The 25,097-nt window shown below is 38.2% G+C and carries 16 protein-coding genes and 1 pseudogene; 8 read left to right on the top strand and 9 right to left on the bottom strand.

What is annotated here, in order from left to right; translation table 11 throughout:
* Window positions 1-704 precede the first annotated feature (704 nt).
* Both F6K54_RS05920 and F6K54_RS05915 read right to left on the bottom strand, forming a co-directional pair.
* Window positions 705-1,271, bottom strand: coding sequence for a Uma2 family endonuclease (locus tag F6K54_RS05920; RefSeq protein WP_293075578.1), 567 nt, complete (start codon window positions 1,269-1,271; stop codon window positions 705-707).
* 392 nt (window positions 1,272-1,663) lie between these two features.
* Window positions 1,664-5,875 (bottom strand): NACHT domain-containing protein, encoded by a 4,212-nt coding sequence (locus F6K54_RS05915; RefSeq protein ID WP_293075576.1) that lies wholly within the window; start codon window positions 5,873-5,875, stop codon window positions 1,664-1,666.
* A 745-nt stretch (window positions 5,876-6,620) separates the two neighbouring features.
* Here F6K54_RS05915 and F6K54_RS05910 point away from each other — a divergent pair.
* Window positions 6,621-7,361, top strand: a complete 741-nt coding sequence (locus F6K54_RS05910; RefSeq protein ID WP_293075574.1) for an NAD(P)-dependent alcohol dehydrogenase — start codon at window positions 6,621-6,623, stop codon at window positions 7,359-7,361.
* Between the two features lie 63 nt (window positions 7,362-7,424).
* Complete coding sequence (locus tag F6K54_RS05905) at window positions 7,425-7,643, top strand: hypothetical protein (RefSeq protein ID WP_293075572.1); 219 nt, start codon at window positions 7,425-7,427, stop codon at window positions 7,641-7,643.
* A gap of 387 nt (window positions 7,644-8,030) precedes the next feature.
* Here the strand turns inward: F6K54_RS05905 and F6K54_RS05900 are convergent.
* Window positions 8,031-9,113: pseudogene (locus tag F6K54_RS05900) on the bottom strand (RNA-guided endonuclease InsQ/TnpB family protein).
* 322 nt (window positions 9,114-9,435) lie between these two features.
* Between F6K54_RS05900 and F6K54_RS05895 the strand changes: the two are divergent.
* On the top strand, window positions 9,436-10,185 hold the full coding sequence (locus F6K54_RS05895) for a histidine phosphatase family protein (protein WP_293075570.1): 750 nt from the start codon (window positions 9,436-9,438) through the stop codon (window positions 10,183-10,185).
* Between the two features lie 431 nt (window positions 10,186-10,616).
* On the opposite strand, the gene F6K54_RS05890 is transcribed toward F6K54_RS05895, so the two are convergent.
* The gene (locus F6K54_RS05890) at window positions 10,617-10,757 is read right to left on the bottom strand and encodes a hypothetical protein (RefSeq protein ID WP_293075568.1); all 141 of its coding nucleotides are present in this window, start codon (window positions 10,755-10,757) and stop codon (window positions 10,617-10,619) included.
* A gap of 211 nt (window positions 10,758-10,968) precedes the next feature.
* Between F6K54_RS05890 and F6K54_RS05885 the strand changes: the two genes are divergently transcribed.
* Window positions 10,969-11,340 (top strand): VOC family protein, encoded by a 372-nt coding sequence (locus F6K54_RS05885; RefSeq protein ID WP_293075567.1) that lies wholly within the window; start codon window positions 10,969-10,971, stop codon window positions 11,338-11,340.
* Window positions 11,341-11,694: 354 nt separating this feature from the next.
* Complete coding sequence (locus F6K54_RS05880) at window positions 11,695-13,005, top strand: recombinase family protein (protein WP_293075565.1); 1,311 nt, start codon at window positions 11,695-11,697, stop codon at window positions 13,003-13,005.
* A 663-nt stretch (window positions 13,006-13,668) separates the two neighbouring features.
* Here the strand turns inward: F6K54_RS05880 and F6K54_RS05875 are convergent.
* Window positions 13,669-15,135 carry a hypothetical protein gene (locus tag F6K54_RS05875; protein ID WP_293075563.1) on the bottom strand — a complete coding sequence of 489 codons (1,467 nt, stop codon included), beginning with the start codon at window positions 15,133-15,135 and terminating at the stop codon, window positions 13,669-13,671.
* A gap of 1,017 nt (window positions 15,136-16,152) precedes the next feature.
* Here F6K54_RS05875 and F6K54_RS05870 point away from each other — a divergent pair.
* The gene (locus tag F6K54_RS05870) at window positions 16,153-17,835 is read left to right on the top strand and encodes a glycosyltransferase family 39 protein (RefSeq protein ID WP_293075561.1); all 1,683 of its coding nucleotides are present in this window, start codon (window positions 16,153-16,155) and stop codon (window positions 17,833-17,835) included.
* Window positions 17,836-18,279: 444 nt separating this feature from the next.
* Here F6K54_RS05870 and F6K54_RS05865 read toward each other — a convergent pair whose 3' ends face one another.
* The 4 genes from F6K54_RS05865 to surE form a co-directional block, all read right to left on the bottom strand.
* Window positions 18,280-18,921, bottom strand: a complete 642-nt coding sequence (locus tag F6K54_RS05865; RefSeq protein WP_293075559.1) for a hypothetical protein — start codon at window positions 18,919-18,921, stop codon at window positions 18,280-18,282.
* Window positions 18,922-19,507: 586 nt separating this feature from the next.
* On the bottom strand, window positions 19,508-20,782 hold the full coding sequence (gene iscB, locus F6K54_RS05860; protein ID WP_293075557.1) for an RNA-guided endonuclease IscB: 1,275 nt from the start codon (window positions 20,780-20,782) through the stop codon (window positions 19,508-19,510).
* 219 nt (window positions 20,783-21,001) lie between these two features.
* Entirely contained in the window at window positions 21,002-21,388 is a 387-nt protein-coding gene (locus F6K54_RS05855) for a hypothetical protein (protein ID WP_293075555.1), read from the bottom strand.
* 296 nt (window positions 21,389-21,684) lie between these two features.
* Window positions 21,685-22,488 carry a 5'/3'-nucleotidase SurE gene (surE, locus tag F6K54_RS05845; protein ID WP_293075553.1) on the bottom strand — a complete coding sequence of 268 codons (804 nt, stop codon included), beginning with the start codon at window positions 22,486-22,488 and terminating at the stop codon, window positions 21,685-21,687.
* Window positions 22,489-23,106: 618 nt separating this feature from the next.
* On the opposite strand from surE, the gene pheS reads away from it, so the two are divergent.
* Window positions 23,107-24,108 (top strand): phenylalanine--tRNA ligase subunit alpha, encoded by a 1,002-nt coding sequence (gene pheS, locus F6K54_RS05840; RefSeq protein ID WP_293075551.1) that lies wholly within the window; start codon window positions 23,107-23,109, stop codon window positions 24,106-24,108.
* Window positions 24,109-24,351: 243 nt separating this feature from the next.
* Entirely contained in the window at window positions 24,352-25,032 is a 681-nt protein-coding gene (locus F6K54_RS05835; RefSeq protein ID WP_293075550.1) for an SH3 domain-containing protein, read from the top strand.
* Window positions 25,033-25,097: the final 65 nt, after the last annotated feature.

Below are 25,097 nucleotides of genomic sequence, written 5' to 3'. Positions count from 1 at the left end.
TTTCTTCAATAATAACCTTTTCAACTGAAAAAACACAATTTTTTACTTTCTGTAACTAAAGAATTTTTCAGAGCCTATCTTGCAATTCTATTGGGAATTAATCAAATATGAATGGAGAAACAAAATCCTCATAAATACGAAAATATCCAGAATATATATGGATCAATCACTTTACATATGGAGTTTAACTATTAGGGATCGATAATTTTATTTTTCTTTACATCCCATAAATCAACTTTTATTTTTAACATTTTGATAAAAAAATAAACAAAAATAAATAAAAAAATCTAACTTCACAAAATAGCAGAAATAAAAAAATTGGAGTAGAAAACTATAACTATAGTGAATCTATTAGGTCAAAAAAAGCCAATCAAATGATATTAGTAAAATAGAGGAGTCTGGTTCAGTAATGGATGATATTATGGATGTGGCGAGGGCGAAATAGTTTAAGATTGTTGATGATTTCTATTTTTTATAAACAAGCGATCGCTCTTTTTCTCAAACATAGATTCTATGTGGTAAAAAGGAGCGATATTGTTTCATTTATCAAAATAACATGGGTCGCGCAACCCCGCCTTTTAAGGCGCAATATTTTTGGAGTAAATGCCCTACTTCCCCTCCTGGCTCCCCTCCTGGGAGGGGCGGGGGTGGGTTGGGGAGGGGTGAGGGGTGGGTTAACTTCTGACTTCTGGCTTCTGACTTCGTTAATCTTCCTCATCAAAGACGGGCGGCCAAAGTTCGGAAATTGATATTTCCCAACCAGGGAATAGTTCGGGAATGCTCAATATGTCATCCCCTGTCAGTTCAATGGGTTCTTCTGTGGGGCGATAAATTATTACTGTTTCTTCATCGGGATCGATTAATATTGCGACTTGCACTCCCAATTCAATATATTTTAGGAGTTTCTTTTTCAGAGGTGGAAGTCGGTCACTTTGAGACTTGATTTCTACTGCTAGATCGGGTACCATTTCTGCAAAATAGCGGATACTGCGTCGCAAGCGATCGGCTTTGACAAAAGATACGTCTGGTGCTTTGAGGTTGCTATCGGGTAAGATAAAACCTCCTGCAGAGTCAAATACTCGCCCCAGACGACGAGGGTTTATCCAGGCATAAAGGGAAGCGCCTAAACGCATAGTTATTTCGCTCGAAACGATATCTGATGGCCCCATAACTGATATTTTTCCACCTTCTAATTCTAATTGATAATCTAAACCAGCTTCGTTGAATAGGGTTTGTACTATTTCTAAGTCTTTGATGGTGACATCCGGCATATTTCCTCTGATTATATAATGATAGGTTGATTTATATTTTAGCAGATTCGCCAGCAAGCGATCGCCAAGAATATATTACAATTATGTCTATATCACTTCCTAATATTACCACTCTAGTCCCTTCTTTTTAAGGAGTCTCCACTTTTTCAAAGAACACTCCAGTCCCCCCCTTTCCAAGGGGTCTCCACTTTTTCAAAGACTACTCCAGTCCCCCCCTTTCCAAGGGGGGCTAGGGGGGATCTATTTGATACCGACTAAGGGCTCATTAGGTAACTGAACTCTTGTCCCCCCCTTATTAAGGGGGGCTAGGGGGGATCTATTTAATACCGACTAAGCGCTCATTACTGAAACAATACAATACAGTCTGTTACCTCTCTCATAGATTCTAATATTCAATATTCCACCGCTCCCAATGCTTTTAGGCTGTCTTTTTGGGCGCTGCTTAATCCTGTGACTCCGGTAATATTGGCGTTTTCATAAAGCCTGGGTAGTCTCAGGGTTTTGATGCAGTCTCCTGTTTTGACATTCCACAGTTTTATTGTTTCGTCGGCGCTACTACTGGCAAGAATTTCACCGTCGGGGTGGAATGCTACTGCTAATACCCAGTTTTGATGTCCGCTCAAGGTGGCGTAGGGTTCGTGGGTGTTAACGTTCCACAAGCGCACGGCATTGTTTTCTACTCCATTTGCTAACATTTGACCATCTGGACTGAAAGCAATTGAGTGAGTCCATATTTGTTGACCTTCAAAAACCGCGAGGCATTCTTGGGTGCTAACATCCCACAAACGAACGGTTTTGTCGAGGCTGCTAGTTGCTAATAGCTTACCATCGGGACTGAAGGTAACCGATCTGATATCTGCTTGATGTCCTTGGAAACTGATTAGGTTGTCGTCCGTCTCAATATCCCACAATTGAATGATACGGTCAAGTCCACCAACAGCTATTTTTTTGCTATCAGGACTGATGCCAATTGCAAAAATTTTTGATTTGTAGTGGCTAGGTAAAGTTTTTAGGTGCTGCTTCATTCTGACATCCCAAAACTTCAAAGAGCCAGCTTCTCCAGCACTAATCAATAAGCTATTGTCAGGAGTAAAAGCAATAGAATGTACTAGGTCTGTATATTCACTCAACGTTTCCATACATTCACTGGTAGTCAGATTCCATAACCTAACTGTAAAATCGAAACTTGCACTAGCTAGAGTTTCACCATTGGGGCTAAAAGCAACTGATTGCACACGCTGCTGGTGTTTTGGGAAAGTTACTACTGTTTTCTCCTCTTTTATATTCCAAAGTCTCAGACTACAGTCATCGCTACCACTAGCTAGAGTCTGGCCATCAGGACTAAAAGCAATCGAGTGAATCCAATTTCGCCAACCTTCTAAAGTATTTTGTAGTTTGACATTATCAATATTCCACAAACTTACTTTTTTATCACTAGCACTACTGACTAAAATCTTGCCATCAGGACTAAAAATTACCCGACATAACCAAGAAGCATGTCCTGGTAAAGTCTCCAGTAGTTGTGGGCGATCGGTATAGCTGACATCCCACAATTTTGCAGTTAAATCGCAACTTCCACTAGCAAGCATTTTTCCATCTGGGGAAAATGCTAGCCCTCTAACTTCATGATCGTGTGCAGGAATAGTAGCAGGTAAGGGAATATTGTTGATATCTCTTATATCCCAAAGTTTAATGGTAAAGTCACAACCACCACTTGCCAAGACTTTACCATCGGGTCTAAAAGTAATAGTGCGGACTGCTTTTTCATGTCCTGATAAAGTGGCTAAACATTCTCCATTATTAACATTCCATAGCTTAATGTTTCTATCTTGGCTAGCAGTTGCTAAAATTTCCCCACTTGGACTAAACACTACTTTATTTATCCAGTTTGTATGCCCTTGTAGGATAGTTAGACATTTACCATTGTGGAAATTCCATAATTCAATTGTGCCATCTGTACGACAAGTAGCTAAGAGTTGAATATTTGGACTCAAGGCAGTAGCTTCTCCGAATGTAGTAGCTTCTGCAAATTCAGAATCTATTGGTAAACTTCTCAAACATTTACTGCTTTCCAAATTCCAAAACTTTACTGTTTTGTCAGAACTAGCACTAACTAGAGTTTGACCGTCCGCAGCAAATTTTATGGTTCTAATTTTATGGGTATGACCTTCCCAAGTCAAAAGTTTTTTACCATTCGCAACTTGCCACAAATGAATTTTGCCAGATTCATCCCCGCCTGCCAAGAGTTTACTATCGGGAGTAAAAGCTAAAGACCTAACTGTACTCATAGACTCCAGAAAAACACCATCAGCCAGATTTGCTTCAGTCAAATTAACATCCTGCAAACTTGCACCTGTAAAATCAGCTCCCAAAATGACAGAGTGACTCAAATCACAACCCTCCAAAGCAAGATTATCAGTTTTCACCAACAACGTAGTGGCATTGCCTCCCACATACCCAACTTCTTCGACAGTTTTACCTCTTGTCGCCTCCAAAACTTCCCTTAGCTTCTGGCAGGTTTGCGCTTTCCTTGTTTCCCCAAAAAGCATGGGCAACAACAAATCCAAAACTGCTTTCGTCAGGGGCATCTTTCCAAAAGTAGAACACAAATGCTCCAGAGATTCTCCAGAAAATGTTTTTAGAGGCGCAACAGAAATAACCTTCCCCTGAACATCTACTTCCCGCTGGAAATAATTAGACCAACTGTACTCCTGAGCAGTTGCCTCCCAATTGACGTTAGACTGCGCCGCTGCCACTTCCACAAAATCCGTAGGCAACACTCCCAACTCCGCAGCAAACTTATAGGCAACAAAAAACTCCAACAACGAACGATGTGCCGGACTGTAATCCCCATCCTCATTTCTAATCAACATCGTCTGAGCCATCATATCGTAATGCCAGTGGTCTAAATCTTTTTCTGCTTCAACTTTTGCCCCAAACAAACGGCGAATGCGGTCTGGAAATTCTCGATAGTTGAGACTCATCTTGTCGTTAGATAACATTTCCCAAGAAAGTTCGCAGAGAAAATACAACTTATCCGCCAGAGAAGTAAAAGTCCGCTTTTGCTCAATGTCTCGTTCCATCTTGTGTTTCACCGCATAGAGATAAATCCTTGCTACATCGATCGCTTTCTCCGCCTCAATCTCTGGCAGCGCCTCCAGAATTAACTCACTCATCACCGGACGGCGAGCTAAATCTAATAATTGAGAATTACCCATCACCTTTTCCACCGTTGCCTGTTCCGCCTCAAAGGAAAACACCCGACGAATTTGGTCATCGTTAAACTTCTTTAGTTCCAACACTTCAAACTGTGGTGGTTCCCCAGTCAAGTTAGCCACAGAAGCTTGCAACTCCGCATTCAGCAAAGCACGACCCTCCTTAGCTTCTGGGAAATGCTCCGTCCGACAAGTGAGAATCACCTTCGACCCCGGTACCACCGTTTGTGCTAACTCCCAAAAATTATTAATCATCTTTTGCCGATCCACTTTAGCCGCCATTTCATCGAAACCGTCAAAAATCACCAAGAACTTACCCATGCGGTTGAGAAATTCAAAAGTAGAATAACCAGGCAGTGGAATCTCGTGTTGCCGGAAAAAGAACTCAGAAAACAGAGACTTGATATTAACCGCCTTAGCATAGTCCCGCAGCAAGATAATTAGAGGCAAGCGGGGACGTTCCACCCCTCGCTTTTTAGCATCCAAATAGCGCTGCAACTGTTCCCAGGCATAGTGGAAGACAAACCAAGTTTTACCAGTACCGAACTCGCCCAAAACCGAAAGATGTTTTTTCGCTGGATCGCCCTGCCATCGGTCAACATAACCATCTATCCAGCCGTCATCTTCATCGTAGTGACTGACCCCTATTTTTTGTTTAGTATTCGGGTCAACCTCTGCCTTGCTACAGGCCAGGGGAACATATTTGACATCCATACCTCGCTGTTTGACTTGTTCCTCCAACCACTGACAATAGCCACTGAAGTCCGCTTCTTGGTCTATGAGTTCGTCGAAGGTGTAGCAAAATAAGTTTTGATTTTCTGGCTTTTTGGCTTCATCGCGAGCTGCTTTACTAATACGACGGACGGCTACCAGCCATCCATATTTTGTTCTTTTGCTCTCCACCGAATGACGTAAAGCATTTAGATCGCAAATTTCTGCTTCCCCTTCTACCCCTCGGACGAGGACGCGAACGTTGCCCATTAACTTCACTTTAATCGTAATAATCCACTCAAAAAACCTTTTGTTCTCAATTATACCCTCAACGTTATCGCTGTCAAATTTGTAGTCTAGGATTTCAAACCACTGTCTCATTTGTTGGGATAGGGTAAATTTTTGGCGATCGCCCTCTTTTTGGATTTCTTTTTCTACCATTCCGCGAAAATTAGTTTTGGAGACTTTTTGTTCAAATAATTCTGTTAGTATTTTCCATAATTTCGCAGCTTCTTGTCTGATATATCCTTCATCAAAATTAGTTTTTGCCGATATTTCTGCATATCTTTTACCTTCCCAAACTAGACAGAAAATATCATGTTGCAAGTCGCTGAAACTTTTTTCTTTTTGGTTAAAATATTGATTATTGACAAATTTAAAAGCTGCTTCTGGAGTCATGATATATTTATAAGAATTTGCTTATATACAAAAGATGATTATATCCTTTGAGAAAATCAAATTCAATCTATTTATAAAACTCCTAACTTTTTCTAACTTTTTGATAGTGCTGAATTTTTTGGAGAAGTTGGAGAGCATTACTTAGCAAAATTGAGTAGTTTGGAAAATTAATTTGTGTTATCTTTCTGGGTTTAATTTACTAGAATAAAATGGTTTTGGAGGATGCTTGGCAAATTTTTATGTCTTTGAGATATTTGAAATAGTAGGTTGGGATTTAATCAGGGTGATTTGGCCATACCTCATTACTCCAAGAGTAAAGTTAATCAGGGTAATTTTGGACAGAAAATATATAATAACTGTAGAGATATGTCTGCATCCGAATATATCTGGAGTTAATAGACATCTCCAAAAATCAAAAATAAAATCAATTATCCTACAGAAATCATTAGTTATTTCCCCCTATTCCCCATTCCCTATTCCCTATTATACCATTTTGAAAAAAGAATGTTACGAATAATAAAAATAATAAATGAACTTTCAAATAAAGTCTATTTGACGAAAAAAATAATTTAAAACATCAAAAATGGTATTAAATCTATCCCCATACGAATTCTGGATTGCAGAATTGCTGGATTCTAATAAATACCCTAGCTATTTGTAGCAAACATTTATCAAATTGGTATTACCTCTTTTATGAAGATGTCTAATATAATTAGTTAATAATATTTTCAAAAGGGAATTAATTATGTCCACTACTGAAACATTTACAGCCTACGCATCCCTAAAAGTAGGTGAAAAACTACAACAATGGCAATATGAACCTAAACCTCTAGGTGGTAATGATGTAGAAATTGAAGTCACCCATAACGGTTTATGTCATACCGATATTCACATGAAAGATAATGACTGGGATGTGAGCAGTTTTCCTCTGGTTGCAGGCCATGAAGTAGTCGGGAATGTTACTCAAATAGGTGCAGATGTCACCTCTCTGAAAATTGGCGATCGCATTGGTTTTGGTTGGATACGTAATTCCTGTCGAGTTTGCGACCCTTGTTTACGAGGAGAAGAAAATATATGTCGTCAAGGTTATCAAGGCTTAATAGTCGGAAACCATGGAGGGTTTGCTAATAAATTACGCGCTCCTGCTGATTTTGCCTATAAAATACCTGATGGTTTAGACTCTGCAAGTGCAGCGCCGTTACTTTGTGCTGACATCACTGTTTATACTCCCTTGCGCACCTATATTCAATATCCAGGAACAAAAGTAGGAGTAGTGGGAATAGGAGGTTTAGGACATTTAGCAATTAAATTTGCCCGTGCTATGGGAGCAGAAGTTACTGCTTTTTCTACTTCTCCTGATAAAGAAGCGGAAGCGAAAGAATTTGGAGCGCACCATTTTTGTAATTGGAAAAGTCAAGCAGAAATAGATGCAGCTAGTGGTAGTTTAGATTTGCTTCTTAGCACTGTTTCTTCTGAAATTGATTAGGATAAGGCTTTTGGTTTATTAGCAAAGGGGGGTGTTTTCTGCTTACTTGGACTTCCAGTTTCTATGTTGAATATACCTTTACTACCTTTAGTTTTCTATCAAAAAGCTGTTGCAGGTAGTATAGTTGGTGGACGACGTTTTATGGCAGAAATGTTGGAATTTGCAGCAGTTCATCAAATTAAACCAATGATTGAAACTATGCCTATTTCTCAAATTAATGAAGCAATGGATAAAGTATTAGCAAATAAGGCTCGTTATCGGATTGTTTTAACTTCTGAATAGATTCAGGTATTTGACTTTATAGAAAGGAGAAAAGTTAATTTGATCTGATTTGCCAACCTTACTTGGCATTAGTAAGGCGGGTAAATTTTTGAAGTAAACATTCTACGTTTTAACATCATGTTCAGATAATCAGTTATAAAAAAAACTTCTGGCCTTGAACCAATATTCCCTTCTGCCTTCTGCCTCCTGCCCTCTGCCTTCCTTCCTCCAAAGTGTAAGTATTGAACCGAACATGATATAAGACATTCATTATCTACTAGATTTATTTTTAGAGGATTATTTTAATGCAAAGGGAATAAATATCTGCTTTATAAAACCGATATAAAACGTCATAATGTGACATTTTACTGTTTACTTCCTGCTTCTACTGAGGCCGTCGGCGGTTACTCATCCACAGGCATTGACGACCGAGCCGACCGCATTTCTTAAATTAATACTGGCGTTTAAATCTCTGTCCATTGACAAGCCACACTCAGGGCAGTCATAAGTCCTTAGATTTAATGGCATTTCTTGAACGTGACCACAACTAGAACAAGTCTTTGATGATGGAAAAAACCTATCAACTACTATTAACTCAGAACCGTACCATTGGCACTTATATTCTAACTGTCGCCTGAATTCATAAAATCACTATCTGCTAATTGATTTAGCTAGCTTATGATTGGCTAACATACCGCGAACATTCAAATCTTCTATGACAATTTTGCCGTGGTTTTTGGCTAAATATGTTGTCAATTTATGAAGTGCGTCTTTACGGATGCTTGCTACTTTTCTATGCAGCCTGGCTATTTTCAGTTGTGCTGCTTTCCAGTTAGCAGAGCCTATCTCTTTATGACGATTTAGGTATTGCATTCTAGACAGCTTAGTTTCAAATCTGCGATAAGATTTCACACTTGTCACAACTTTACCATCACTCAAAGTCGCTAAGGTTTTCACTCCTAAATCTACACCAACTACATCAGTTTTTTTTGGTGTAGTTGTGGCATTAAATTCATAGCTACAGCTTAGATACCAGTCACCTGCTTGTCTGCTAATGGTGATTTTTTTGGTTGTTGCCTCAATGGCTTCATAAGTTTTGACAATACCAATAAAAGGTAATTTGTGACTCCATCCGTTTAGTTCTATTGGTTTTCCACAATTATCTATTGTGAAAGAATCAGACCTACCTTTTTTCTTAAATTTTGGATATTTACCCAATCCTTTAAAAAACCTCTTAAATGCTGCATCTAAGTGGATGAAAGCGTATTGATAAACTCTAGACGACAACTTTTTCATCCAGGGTATTAGTGGTTTTGTATGATTAGTAAAAACCTCTCTGAGTTTACGGACATTCGGTTTATAACCGTCTTTATAGGCTGCATTCCACAAGCTCAAACCCCAATTATAACACCATCTGCTATAACCTGCGTGTTGAGCCATCAGGGTTTTCTGTTTGTTATTCAGTTTGAGCTTGGTATGAATTGATTTCATGTATGACTGAGTGGCAGTTTACCGGAGTAGTAAGCAATTACTGAGTGTATTCTATCGTTATTCTTTGATTAAGTCAATGCTAGTCAATGACTCTTTTTTTTAGTTGACAATTGTGATTTTCTTTAGCCAGATAAACTATCATATTATACTGCTTTATAACGCAAATTTTCAACTAAGTCAAAACTCTACTCTTACTGTTTGAAGCTACGCGATCGCCACACACAAACCTAAGTTATTTATTATCTAGGTATATATTGACAAAAATTATCAATTGTATTAAATTTTATCTTAGTAAAGATTCTTAATTAGACTTAAGTGTAGAATGCTAAATTTGTTAAAAAATCAAATTCCCTCTTTTATCAGTGCCACTGCCCTGACTGCCATAGTAGTTTTAAGTGGATGTAGCTCTCCTCCTAGCGAAACAACAAATGATACAACAACTACAGACGAACCCACTGCTCAAACTGTAGCAAGTGAAGAAACCATGAGTGAGGGAGAGCTAGCCAATGCTAACTTTCAGGATAAACTCAGTGGTACAGCTCTTCTTAATGCTTTAAAACAAGGAGGTTATGTTATTTACATTCGCCATGCTAAAACTGAGAAAGATTATGCCGATCAAGCACAAGGGGCAGTGATGGGTGACTGTTCGACTCAAAGAGTGCTTAGTGAGGTAGGATGGAAAGAAGCCAAAGATATTGGAGAAGGGTTTCGCAAGAATGCTATTCCCTTTGATCAGGTGATTTCCAGTCAGTATTGTCGCGCTTGGCAAACAGCAGATTTAGCATTTGGCAAATACGAGAAAAATGGCGACCTCAACTTTCCTAAAGCTGAAGACTACACCCCCGAACAAGTAGCTCAGATGAAAGCAAGATTAGATCCAATGTTAACGGCAGTCCCTCAAAAAGGAACAAATACTGTAATTGTTGGTCACGACGATCTATTTGAAGCTTCAACAGGTATTTATCCCGATCCAATGGGTATAGCTTATGTTATTAAACCTGATAGTAGTGGTAATTTCGAGTTGATTGCCAATGTTATTCCTGAAGAATGGTTAAAATTGGGCGGAAGTTAGAAATCTTTGGCCTCAAAAATTAGCGATCGCCATAATTAGGGTTTGCTGAAAAAGTCTTATGGGTGAAGGTAGGAGACAGGAGACAACCCACCCCTAATATCATGTTCGGATGATCACTTACAATAAAGTCATTGCGACTGAAACGGAGTGGAAGGAAGCAATCTCAGTGGTTTGAGATATCTCTTCCATCTATATCCTAATCATAACTATTCAACCGAACATGATATAACCCCTCCCAGGAGGGGGACAGGAGAAATGGGAATTTGGAGGAGGTAGGAGCTAAGTTTTGTCCCAAGATTGTTCTGCCCAACTCTTGACCAAAATCCTGAATTTTTGAACCATTACCATCTAAAAGCTCGCACTTTTCCAGACCTAAAATTGCTCAAACCAATATCAGTCAATACGCGCGATATTTAATCAGCAAACCCTAATTAGGCGATCAATTGATATTGTTGAGATGTTATAGTAGAAGGTAGAAGGCAGAAGGCAGAAGGAAAAATATTGCGTTGTCTGAGTTTTATAGCGCTACGCATTAAGGTGTTTGACATTTCTAAACCCTGTTCGCGAAACATTTCCGCACCGAAAACCCTTTAACAGTTTACTATTCCCTATTCCCTATTCAAGTAGCACTATAAGCTTTTGATATATCCGCGCTCTTTGCTTCGACTTATATTTATTCTACTATCAGTGAATAGATTTGCTCTCTGAATTAAGTGAGTATATTATGTTTAATATAGATGTAAAAATTAATAAATAACCAATTACTTATCCATAATATAAACTATGCAAATAACTCAACCCCTTCATACCGCTCTATTAGTTTCAGACCTCGAAAAAGCCGAACATTTCTATGGTCAAATTCTCAAACTCCCAAAAGCAGAACGCTCCCGCAATTTTCCCGGTACTTGGTATCAAGTCAGCAACTTCCAAATACATCTAATAGTATCCTCAGAAATAATCCCCGATCTAGTTAACTTAGAAAAATTAGGCAGAAATAGACACTTGGCCTTTGCTGTCTCTGACCTAGATGCTGCCAAAACACAACTACTAAACAATAATTGCCAAATTCAAATGAGCGCTTCCGGTAGAGCTGCATTATTTACCCAAGACCCAGATGGTAATATTATAGAATTAAGTCAACATTCAGGAATTTAGAATTAAGAATTTAGAATTAAGAATTTAGAATTAAGAATTTAGAATTACCTCTTCTTATAAATTTAAGAGGATTAGATAAAAGGATTTTTTTTCTTCTCTTGGTCTGATAGATATGGCTCCGAAACCTCGCCATCCCTAGACCGCTTTTTTCTCCATTCATGGAGAGGCTTTATATCATGTTCCCCCGGAGGGGGAGCTACGCTAACGGATAATCAGTTATAAAAAAACTTTATCCCTTTTAACCCTCTCTTCCCTTCTGCCTCCAGCATAGCAGCATAGCTGCCTTCCTTCCTCCAAAGTGTAAGTACTCAACCTAACATGATATTATACCTGAATTTTTCGGTAAGATAACCTGTGAAAATTATTGCCTATTCATATACAAACCCCCTATTTGAAACTGCCCCAGACTGTACAACTTGGGGGTGGGAAGTTGACCATATTTATCACGACTTAGGCGATCGCCAACAACTCCAACAACTCCTACTCGACTGCCAAACTCAAGCAGTTAATTATCTCTTAATTCGTAAACTTGAAGAATTAGGAGACTCTGTAGAAGAAGTATGCGATCGCCTCAACCAACTCGAATCTCTCAACATCCAAATTATCCCCCTCGACTCAGATATCAACATCAACCCCGACTCACCAAGCAACAACTCATCAAGCAAAATAGACCTACTTAGACTCCTCAATCAAATTCGCCAAAACCAACACAGTCGCAAAATTCGCACTGCCCATGCTCGCAACCGCATCAAAGCCTTACCCCCACCAGGCAAAGCACCCTACGGATATCGCCGAGGTAAAGACCGTTATACCCTGGACAGAAGTGCTGCCCCCATTGTTAAAGACTTCTTTGAAAACTTCCTTCTGTTTGCTTCCTTACGCGGTGCCGTGCGCCATATTCAGAAAAAATACGGCAAAAAAATCTCCGTTACCACTGGGCGACGTTGGTTAACCAACCCCGTTTATCGTGGTGACTTACAATATCAAAATAATGAAATCATATCTAATACTCATCTTCCCATAATTTCTAGAGAAGAAGCTGCTCAAGTCGAACGTTTGCTCCGACGCAACCGCCGAATGCCACCGCGCACTGCCAGCGCCCCCCATTCTCTAGCAGGTTTAGTTGTTTGTACAGAATGTCAGTCTCAAATGATTACGACAAAAGTGACTACTTTTCGTAAAGAGAAAGAATATCTTTATTTGCGCCCTAAAAGTTGTTCCCGCAAACCAAAATGTAAAGCTTTAAATTATCAACAAATTTTGGCACAAACTATAGAAATAATTTGTCGAGATTTACCATCGGCGATCGCTGCTTTAGAGATGCCAAATATGGATGGAATTAAAAGTAAAATTAAACAGGATATTTCTGATAAGCAAGACATTCTTTTTCAATTACCAAATCTCACGGAAAATGGCATTCTTGACCAAGAAACAGCCGAACTCCGTACTTACAAAATTAGGACAGAAATTGCTCAATTACAAAGTCAATTTAACCAATTACCACCAGTCAATTTATTAGAGACAGCAAAAGCGGTTTCCATACCTCAATTTTGGTGGGATTTATCAGAATCAGAAAGGAGATTTTATTTGCGTGAATTTATAAGTAGAATAGAAATTATTCGTCAAGATTTAGATTGGCATTTACAAGTTATTTTTATTTTTTAATTGTGTTATGGAAGAAGGAAGAGGGAAGAAGAAGGAAGGAAGAAGGAAGAAGGAAGAAAAAAAATTTGGCGTTGCCTGAGTCGTAATACCATAAAGGGGTTTTTAATGAATATAGAACCCATTTGAGATCTATATAATTAGGGCTTGCTGATTAAATATCAAAGCACTGACAGATATTTGTTTCAGCCTTTTTTGGTCTTTAAAAAGTGCGCCTATTTCAGTCTAGAAAGCTCAAAAAGCTAGTATTTTAGGTGCATAGTTGGACTGAAAAATCAAGGAAAAATTCTTACTCCTACCTCCTCTAAATTCTCTCTTCTCCTGTCTCCTGTCTCCTGTCTCCTGACTCCTACCCCCACCAAAAGACTTTTTCAGCAAACCCTAATTATGGTAGTCTAGTCTTTTAGCGCATCAATTTTGAGGAAAAATATGAAGAATAAGTGTTGAATTTTTTGTATTATTTCTCCCCACATCTTCCCTCTTACCGAATAATTAACTAATTAATAATTAAATAATTCGCGCCTTGAAGCCTCCCCTTTTAAGGGGAAAAAAAAGAAATAATATTTCCTTATATTCAATCAAGGACGGTTTTAACCAGAGGTAATTATCAATTATCCATTATCAATTATCCATTAATGAACTCCTGTCTCCTGTCTCCTCAATAATTCATTTTTTAATACTATAAATATTTTCTAATAGATTAAACCAGAAATGCCCCCCCATAGATATAGCTATACCACTAATTAGCCAACCCAATATTTTTTTTAATCCTTCTAAAAAAGTAATTGATTGACTAACTGAGGTTTTATTTTTTTGTTCTTGACCCCAACCAATAGGTAATTTTAAATTATCATCTAATGCTGCATTTACCTGATTTTCAATATCCCCTATTTCTAACTCATTTGGATTAGAATTATTATTGATTAATTTCTGGGAATAACTATTAATTGTCGCCCGCATAAAAGAATCTTTTGATAAATTATCAACCATATTTAATGTATCAACATTGGCAACTATAGCAATAGTAACGCCAATCAAAAAAGCAACTCCTTTAGCATTACGCTTATAAACACCAGCCGCTCTTTCCATTCCACTATCGAACCATCTCTCAATTTCTTTCTGAAACTGATGTAAAGCATTACCTGTTTCTGAGATTTTTGTTGTCGCTTGTTTTGCTAAAATATATAAACTTTTTCGTAAAGATTCAGGCAATAATTCAATCATTTCAATAGCTTTTTGGTGAATTTCCTTCTTATTATTTTGCAAATCTGTTTGCGCAGCTTTTCCCATTTCCATTATCTCTCTCAAAAACTTTAATAAATTAGAGGCGCTTGGTTCCATTTTGGTTACTAAAACTTTTCTTTCACCGGGATTTTTTAATACTTGTTTGACTAAATTTATTTGGCTATTAAATTCTTTACTATCTTTATCTGGCAAAAGTTCTAGAGATTTTTTTGTGTATAAATCTAGCTTATCTAAAGTTCTATCTAATGTTAAATCAAGATTTGCTAAATTATTTTTATAATCCTGAATATTTTGATTCAACTCTTGATGCAAATTCTCAAATTCAGCCTGAATCTTTTTCTGCTGACTGCTATCTTCTATTTTCAATTTATCTAATATTTGCTTGATATTTAGCAAAATATTATCGATAAAATCTCTTAATTTATCCTCACTAATCATTTGCATTAATTCTTGCAGCTTCAACGTATCAATTAAACTGGCAGCAAATGTATCTGACGGAATAGCAGAAGGAGCAGTTTTTTCTACATCAAAAATATTATTAATTCCAGTTAACGCTCGACTTAAATTACCAAGTATCTGAATTATTTTCCGAAATCCTTTTTCTAATGGACCTTTGCCACCACTATAGTTAAGGTTTTTAATTAATTGATTTTGATACAGAGAATTAGCTAGTTTTTGTACTTTTTCAATTTCTATACTTGATTTAGAATTATTTTTGCCGATATGAGTGTCACCAGCAATTAACTCTTCAATTGATTTTTTTAAATGGGTGGCTCGCCATTGCAAAATTATTGTCAAAATTGATTGAATTTCACTAGCTAGTACACCAAAAATCAGATAAATAAAAATTAAACCAATGGCAATATCTAAAATTACAGGTAAGTTCATATTCAACAATTAATAATGAATAATTAATAATTAATAATTACGTCTTCTTATAAATAAGAAGATTGGCTAAAAGAATTTTTTTTCTTTTCTTTGTCGATTGGATATGGCGAGGTATCCTCGCCATCCTTTTTCCTAATTATTAGCCAGTTAATGCTAATTATTATGATGTCTACTTCCCCTCCTGGGAGGGGTTAGGGGTGGGTTCTCTCCCTGTAGGGACGTTGCATACAACATCCCTACCTACTTAAGAAAGTGTAGAAAAGTTTTTGAGAAATGGTATTAGACATCTCCAATAATCAAAAATAAAATTAATTATCGCATATAAATCATCAATTAGGGTTTACTGAAAAAGTCTTTTTGCTCTTTGTAGGGAGTAGGGAGTAGTTAGGGCTTGCTGATTAAATCTAAAAGCATTTAGAGATAAAGGTTTGAAGAATTTTAGGTGCTAAAAAAGTAGCAGCTTTTCGGTTGATGGAGCTCAAAAAGTGAAGATTTTGGAGTCATTATGACAGAAAAAGTAAGGGTGGATTATGAATGACCAGTTCTTCTAGAATTCCCCTAAATCCTCAATCTTCACTACTCCCTACTCCCTACTCCTTACTCCCTACTCCCTACCATAGCAAAAAGACTTTCCATACGCAAACCCTAGTTAGGATGTAGAATAAATGGGAATGACAGAGTCAGTAGCCAAAATAATAGTCAGAGTGATTTTTCGGCTGCGTGCAGGGCGTGAAGATCCTCACTTTTTTAACCTATACTTGCTGAAAAGCTCATACTTTTTCAAGACATAAATTGCCTAAAACCAATATCAGTTAATACGCGCGATAATTAATCAGCAAACCCAAATTATTTTTCCCTACTCCCTAGAATAGATATCTCCAGAAAATAAACTTGCCCTTTATTTAGCATCAGCTATTCATTAATGGATAATGGATAAATTAAGATTGCTATATCATTATTAGCATTAAGCGTTGAAAACAATAATCATATTTACAAATTGACTTTTGAATTGAATAAATGTTTGATAAAATTTTCACCAACAAAAATACCCATATAGATTTACTTATAATTGCCAGTTTATTATTAGCAGCATTATTACTATTTTCTACTAATTTAGGCACACTACCTTTGCGAGATTGGGATGAAGGAATAGTCGCTCAAGTAGCTAGAGAAATAACCAGAAAAAATTGGAATTGGCTTTATCCAACTATCAATAATACTCCCTATTTGAATAAACCACCATTAGTACATTGGTCGATCGCTTTTGTCTACAATATTGCTGGAGTAAATGAACTAACTGCCCGTTTATTTCCTGCTTTATTCACAGCATTTTCTGTACCCTTAATTTATAGTATTGCCAGAGAATTATTTCGCCCCCGCACCCCCGCAATTTTCTCTGCTTTAGTCTACTTAACTTTATTGCCAGTCGTGCGACATGGACGTTTAGCAATGTTAGATGGGGCAGTACTTTGTTTTTTTCTACTAATGATATGGTGCGTTTTACGATCGCGCCGTAACCTCCGTTATTCTCTGGCTATTGGTCTGAGTTTTGCCCTACTTTCCCTCACAAAAGGAATAATTTTAGGATTACTTTTAGGAGCGATCGCTCTTTTCTTCCTCTTATGGGATACTCCCCGACTATTGCGTTGTAAATATTTTTGGGGCGGTATCTTACTAGGGATGCTCCCAGTATTTCTATGGTACACAGCTCAATTTTTCCATTACGGAATAGAATTTTTCCATGCCAACTTTTTCCATCAATCTCTCAAACGTATTTGGCAACCCGTAGGCAGTCACGATGGAGCTATTTGGTATTACTTATTGGAAATTTTAGAGTCTACTTTCCCCTGGCAGCTTTTCTGGTTTCCCGGAATATATCTGAGTTGGAAAAATCGGAATCTCAGTTGGGGAAAATTAGTCTTGGTCTGGAGCGGAGTATATTTATTAGCTATTTCATTCATGAATACCAAACTCCCCTGGTATGTACTACCTATTTATCCTGCTTTTGCCCTAGCAGTAGGTACTTATCTGACAGAAATTTGGCATCAATTTCCAGTAGATTTGGGATACTTTCGGTTTCCAATTTATCAATATCCTCATACTCAAGGTGAGAGTAAAAAACATCCTAAAGGTATCCCCACTATTTATCATCGTCTAGTAGTAGCCATTTTTGCACTGCTTGCCTTACTAGCATGGGTTGCTTGGCTTTACTTCAGCGGTATTTTTCATCTGGGAGAGGAGAATCAGACAAAACTAGATTTGTACTTACGGTTAATCTCAGCAACTATTGCCTTGACAATGACAATAGCAACCATATTATTAAACCAACAAGACCGTCAGTTTTTGTCAATCTTAATTTGGGGAACATATCTTTCACTCCTACTTCTGGTTAACTCCCCTCATTGGAGCTGGGAATTGCAAGAAGACTATCCAGTCAAACCAGTCGGAGAAATGATTCAGAAATATACACCCCCCAGTCAGATAGTTTATTCCTTCGATACAAAAGACCGTCCCTCTTTAAACTTTTATAGCGATCGCCTCATCAAGCGTGTCGGGCCACAAAAAATTAAACAAAAATGGCAAAGTCAGTCTCAACCATATCTATTAGTTCAAGAATCAAATTTGGATAACCTTACCCTAGAAAATCTGAAAGTTTTGAATACTATTGAAGGATGGGTGTTAGTCACAAGAAAAAAGTGAAAGTTCAAAAAACTTAGCTATTCTCACCCTATTTGTTTCAATTAGCTATTTTTATCCTATAAAATGCTGATTTATACCAGATTGATAAATGTTTGCTACAAATATCTAGGGTATTTCTTCGCAGTCAGGAGTCAGGAGTCAGGAGTCAGAATGAATGGCTTTAATACCATTTTTTAGGTTGTAAATTATCTTTTTTGTCAAAGGGATATCTCCTGTAAAGTCTTTTTATCGCTCTTACTATTCGTAACATTCTTTTTGAAAATTGGTATTATCTCAACGTTAGTTAAATACCCGCCCTCTCAACCCCTTTTCTTTTGTTCCCCCCTTTCAAAGGGGGGTTAGGGGGGATATTTATTTATTGCTTCGGTATTTCTGATTCCCTGTTACCTATTCCCTATTTCCTAAAATCCACAATATTTCAACAACTCAAATAAGATTGGTATATTAAAAAACTTTTTCCATCAAAATACAGCTTTCATGCTCCTTAATTCCCTCAAATACTTTGACTCCTTTATATTCAAAAGTCTGATAATCTAGAGAAGCCCTATCCTCAAATCCATACTTCCGACAAATGTGCTGCGATACCTTTCCACTAGCTTCTACTATTGCTTTAGAAAACCCTGCTTCAGTTGCAATCTTGAGATTATTTTCAACTAATTTATTGCCAATCTTTCTACCTCTATACTTTTCTCTAGACCCCAATAAACCGACATGAAATATCTTGCTATTAACAAGTTTTTTTTCCAGGTCGTACTGCTGATGTAGTTCTTTTAAAACTTGAAGAAAAATTTCAAAAGTTTGAGGCATATTTTTCTTTATTTCTTCATAGAACTCACTTGATAAACTATCTGAAAGAATAAACCCTGCTACTTCTGAAGTAACAGAATCTTTAGCAATATGAGATAATCCTTCTACCACAGCTTTCTGACAAATCATCTCAGCGAAGGGATAAAAGTCACTAGGAGTAACTTTAAGTGCCCTTGAAATAGGTTCTGAATTAGGAAATACATCAACTAAACAATTAATAGTTTGTTCTAAATCTTTTTCCTGTAAAATCTCATATACAATTTCATTTTCTTCTAACATAAGTAAATTAACTCCTCAAATCAACTTGATTTATTCCTAACAACACAATTCATTTGAGTAGAACAAAAAATATTTTTGCAATAGGCGGTCGTGAGTTATCAAGTACTTTAGACTTACTTGAAAAACAGTGGTTTATCTTTTTCTTTTAGGTTTAATATCCCGCCGTCAACCTATGCTTTATAAACATCTTTCTTAACATAAAACTTGACAAAAATATCATTTGATGAATTAGAGTCTGAAAGCTCCTAGTGTCGTTGTGATCGCAACAACAAAAAACAACTTTTAGGAGTACACAAGTTAGTCAATTTGTCAAAACTTGTAAAACCAACAAAATGCTCGTAAGCTTTTGATAATAGTCATTATACACTTTTGTAAAGAATTTTGCTTATAATGGATAGGCCGTCAATGGGAGTGCTTAAAAATGTATTGGGGTTTGTAGACAGGAAGTGGCAGGTCGTTGACTATCCCCATACAATATTCCCTTCTGCCTTCTGCCTTCAGCATAGCTGCCTTCTTCTTTAACTACTGACTATTTTGATTATTCAAAACCTCTTAGAAAAAATATTCTCAAAACGATTAAATCGCTTTAAAACGAATACCCGTACCCATCCTGTCTATGAACTGGTTGAATATGGTTCCTTGATACTGACAAAATTTTGTCACCAGGTTTAATATCAAAGCTGCCTTTAGCCCTTACAGTTTTGATTCTGACCGCCTTTAACCCTGCATTTTTCCCAGTAACAACATTAACAATATCTCCAGTTTTCCAACCGGGAACTGGTTTTTTAGGTTTATAGCCCTGACGAGGGAATCCATATTTATTCATAGGGATTACTTGACGACAGCCATGCCCGGTTGCTTTGACCAGTAATGGTTGTCTGGTTAACAATGTCAGTGATTTCATTTCCCCAACGCAAGCGGCATCAATCCAATGCTCCTTGGGTAAATCAAATCGACGACGGTTAAACTTGGTGTGGGCACCGCTACCAGTAGTAACGGGGAGATCCGTGGCTTTAAATGTCTCAAACAACCTCCACCTAGTAGAGTTTACCGCCGCAGCATCTTTTAATGGGACTTTTGCTTGCTTAAGGATTCTAGCTGCTAAATCAGGTTTACCACAGAGGAAATCTCGGATATCTTGATTTCCCTTCCCTTGGTTGCATGGTTGACACGCGAGGGTTAGATTAGAAACGCGATTGCTGCCACCCCGGGAAATGGGATATATATGCTCCACTTCTAAGGGCGTATCTTTGGCTCCACAATAGGCACATTTACGTTCCCACTTTTCGAGTAAATATTCGCGAACTTCATATCCAAATAACTCCCCTTGCTGATATTCAACACCAGATACTTCTGGATTCTCCATTTTTTGGGTATCAAACTTCACCAACTCCATAGCTAAAGAACATATTGGGGTTAGCTTACGAAGTCGATTCACCCAAGTTTCAATGGTTAACACTCTGTGCTTTAAGCTCGGGGCTAACCACCCTTTTGGACGCCGACGGTTGAGAAACCTCGGTTTTCGATACCGAGTGCCCCGATTCCGCCGACCTCGACGAATCCCACAACGTCGAAGCATAGCATCTTTGGTTTGTTGACCTCGGTGAGTTAGTACCATCGCCCAAATAACTTCTTTACCTTGGGTTACTAAAGCAAAACCTGTTTGCAATGAGCCGGGGTCAATTTTTAATTGCAAGGTTTTTCGTTTGTCGTTTATCTGTTTGTTAAGAATGATGGTGAATGGATACCGACGAAACACTTTTGCTTTTCCTGCTTTTAGCAACGACCTCGCTACTCCTGGTTTACAGGGAGCTAATGGTTTGCGGTTTGTATCCAATACGAAAACGAAATTGGTGGACATTGTTGTGTCCCTCCTACATGAAAATGTGTAACGTTGGCCTCCCTCGGTTATCTTGGCTTTTTGCATTCGACACACTAGCTTTTCAAATCTCTTTGCCTGTTTAATGCCGAACGATAGAGCTTGGGGCTGGCCGCGTACTCCAAGGTATCGTGACCGAGATAACGTTTACTTTCAAAAAAAGTGAGCTTGCTTACCATTTAAACGACTTAAACGTTTTGATTAGATTTGTGGTAAGTCTTTCTCTTGCACCGACTCCAAGACTCCATCAAATATACCCAATTTAAAATCAAACTTACTCAGACAAGCGATCGCCCCTCCAAACAATATGACACTTCCGAGGGCCACAACTATAGGTAAATACTGCCTGCTCAAATCACGACGTAACCTTGCCAGAGGTCTACTTTGCCTTCTCAGCATTTGTCCAATATCTAGCTGTTGGAGAGCCAGAGGGTCCCTAACATAATGGCCACTCCAACTAATAACCAGATGGGAATGACAATATGGACAAGTAAATAACCCATTAAATACTTCTAGTGGTTGTGTCGCACTGGAGCGATGACAAATTGGGCAGGTAACAGAATGACTCTTAGATGTGGGAGCGCTCATACTTAAATTTTTATTAAATCAACGAAATTGTTAACTACTCAGATACATCAAGTCCGGCAATTCCTAGCAAAAGTCTGGAAAACCTTTCATAGCAACGTGACGGCAGAACCATCAACGCAGGCGGTATCTCGCAATGCTTTGAAGAAAATCCCCAAAGCGCCATTCCAATCTCTCGGCATTTAGTGACCACAGTGCGGACATTTAAAATGCTTTGATGAGTTTTTTCGATCTGCAATTTTGATTATCTTGCCTATTCTTTTCTAGTTTAGCCTTAATTTCTATTCCATAAAAGTCACTTATTCATGAAAATTATTAATCTTCCATTTTTGGAGATAGCCTAGTTGTTTACCATAGGTGAAATTGTATTGTAAAGGGGTAATTGTAATATATTTTTCACGCATTGCCTGGACATCTGTTGATAACTTTTCTACTGAGGAGCTGTCGTTGGTTTCTTCCACATCTTCCTGTACCTCTCCAGCTAGCCAGTAATAAGTTTTGCCTCTTGGATCGACCCGTTTTTCAAATATATCTATATAGCGACGAATTCCTTGACGAGTAATTTTTACCCCTGCTATTTCTGTTTCTTTAACTGCTGGAATATTTACATTTAGCAACATTACATTAGCTAAAGGTTCATTTTCAATTTTCTTCACCAAATCTTGAGCAAAATTTACAGCAACTTCAAAATTTCTAGAGGTATAACTACCAAGACTAAAAGCAATACTCGGAATGTTTTCCACAACTCCTTCCATGGCAGCAGAAACTGTACCGGAATATAAAACATCTGTTCCTAAATTGGGACCATGATTAATTCCTGCTAATACTAAATCTGGCTGAGTATCTAGTAAGGCAAATAAGGCTAGTTTTACGCAGTCCGCAGGAGTACCATCGCAGGCCCAAGCTGTGACGGTGTCATCAAAAATTGACTTGACTATTTCTGCCCGAATAGGTTGATGTAATGTTAAACCATGACCTGTGGCTGAACGTTCCTTGTCAGGACAAACTACAACAACTTCATGGCCTACTGCTGCTAAACCATTAGCCAAACTCCGGATACCTTCTGCAAAAATGCCATCGTCGTTACTAATTAATAGTTTCATTTTGATTGATTTTTGAAAAATAAAAAATAGTCAGAATTATAGCGCTACGCACTAGGGAACAGGGAACAGGGAACAGGGAATAGGGAATAGGGAACTGTAAAAGGGTTTTAGGATTGAAAAATGTCCTAACCAATTCTTGTAGTGCCATATTCGCCAAACACAATTTTATGATGGAAAGTTCAAGACTGGAGCCATTTGGGACTAATTATTTTAGATTTTAGATAAAACTTGATAAAGCTACGAAAAACTTCATTGACATATTCTATAAGTCTTTCCCAAACCAAATTCCTACTTAGGGATTGAAACACGATGAGGATCGTAGCCTTCTTGATTGTCTTTTTCATTTTCTTTCCCAAACCAAATTCCTACTTAGGGATTGAAACTATTCACCTACTCGTGAATCATCCTCAAAAAAAAGCACAACTACAGTTAACACCTCAACCAACTACATTCTGATAAGCACCCAAAAAAAACCCAGCCGACTCAAAAATCAGGTTGAACTTTAACAAAAAATCAGATAGTATAGTTATGTTGGGCGCTACTCGCCTATACGCATGACTATTTATTCAACTAAAAAAAGATTCTTTATAGTTAAAAGCACAAAACAAAAAACAAACCATGGCAACCCAACTAACAGAAATAGAAACCCAACTAACAGAACTACGCCAAACAGCAACAGAAGCGATCGCCACAACAGAAAACCTAGAAAAACTAGAAGAACTAAGAATTAACTACCTGGGCAAAAAAGGCCAAGTATCCAAAATCCTGGGAGGCATGGGCAAACTCAGCCCAGAAGAACGACCAAAAGTAGGAGCGATCGCCAACGAAGTCAAACAAGCCATCCAGAGCAACCTAGACCAAAAGCGGACAAACCTCAAAACAGCAGAAATAGCAGCCAAACTCCAAGCCGAAACCCTAGACGTATCAATGCCAGGAGTATATCGTCCCCAAGGAAAAATCCATCCCCTCAACAACCTCATAGATCGTGCCCTAGACATATTCATTGGCTTAGGCTACACAGTGGCCACAGGTCCAGAAATGGAAACCGACTACTACAACTTTGAAGCCTTAAACACACCACCAGACCACCCTGCCAGAGATATGCAAGACACCTTCTACCTACCAGACGGTAACTTAATGCGGACCCATACCTCCTCAGTCCAGATCCGTTATATGAAAAACCACGAACCCCCCATCCGAGTCATAGCTCCCGGTCGTGTTTATCGACGGGACACAGTAGATGCTACCCACGCAGCAGTATTCCATCAACTGGAACTATTAGCAGTAGACGAAGGACTAAGATTTTCTGACCTCAAAGGAACTATCAAAGAATTCCTCAGACAAATGTTCGGAGACCTACCCATTCGTTTCCGTGCCAGCTATTTCCCATTCACCGAACCCTCAGCAGAAGTAGACTTGCAGTGGAATGGTAAATGGTTAGAAGTATTAGGATGTGGAATGGTAGACCCCAACGTATTAGAAGCAGTAGGTTATGATTCGGAGAAATATACAGGTTTTGCCGCAGGTTTCGGCGTAGAAAGATTTGCCATGGTGTTGCATCAAATTGATGATATTCGGCGAGTTTATGCCAGCGACTTACGTTTTTTGCAGCAGTTTTAAATACCGATCGGCATTGCCCCCTAAATCCCCCAAAATTGGGGGACTTTTAGTCAGTCCAGTAGGGTGTGTTAGCGACAGCGTAACGCACCATTGAATATATTTCAGTGTCTGAAATAATGGTCGATTTTACACCTCACGCACCGGGTGCTGTGGAATGGTGCGTTAGTAACGCACCCTACTGGATTTAATATTTATTTGACAAACTACATCAACTTTTTTTGACTTTTAAATTTTGACAAAAATATGCGTCAACCAGTGGCATTGCTAACATTAATACTAATGATCGCCGTCGGTGTTCCCAAAAGAGCGATCGCTACAACCATTAAAATAGCTCAAACATCTCAAGAAACTGCTAGTTTATGTCGTCAAGTTAATGACGAACAAGGTTTAATCGTTCAAAAAAGACCAACCCCAAATTCACCCACAGTAGGCACTGTAGATGCAAATCAACAAGTGAAATTAATAGAAGGTTATCGCAATATTAGAGGTCCAGCGGGTCGAACTTGGGTAGAAATTACTGCTCCTATTTCCGGGTTTGTGTCTAGGGGTTTTCCAGGTAATGAAAACAATTTAATAGAATGTTCTGAAGTAGCTACAGAAACTCCAACGGAACCTTCTGGTCAAAATACTTCTATTGATAATTTGCCTACAGAAACACCGTCTCCTACTGAGTCCACATCACAAGTAGATCGAAATTTATGTCGTCAAATTGATAGTAAAAAAGCACCACGCGGTTTAGCAGTACGGACAAATGCTACTAGAAGATCCGAATATAAAGGAAAAGTTCCTGTTGATAGTCAGCTTACCCTTGTGGAAAATTATCGTTTAATTCCCGATCGAAATGGAGAAAAACGTAGGTGGGTAGAAATTACTTCTCCTCTGTCTGGATTTGTTTCTGCTGGGAATTTAGTTGATTGTGATTAAGGGGGGAGTGGGGGAGTAGGGGAGTGGGGGAGTAGGGGAGTAGGGGAGTAGGGGAGTAGGGGAGT

The organism is Okeania sp. SIO3B5 (assembly GCF_010692555.1).
Classification (GTDB): domain Bacteria; phylum Cyanobacteriota; class Cyanobacteriia; order Cyanobacteriales; family Microcoleaceae; genus Okeania.
Note: the sequence above shows the minus strand (reverse complement) of the source record. Positions and strands in the feature narration are given on the sequence as shown.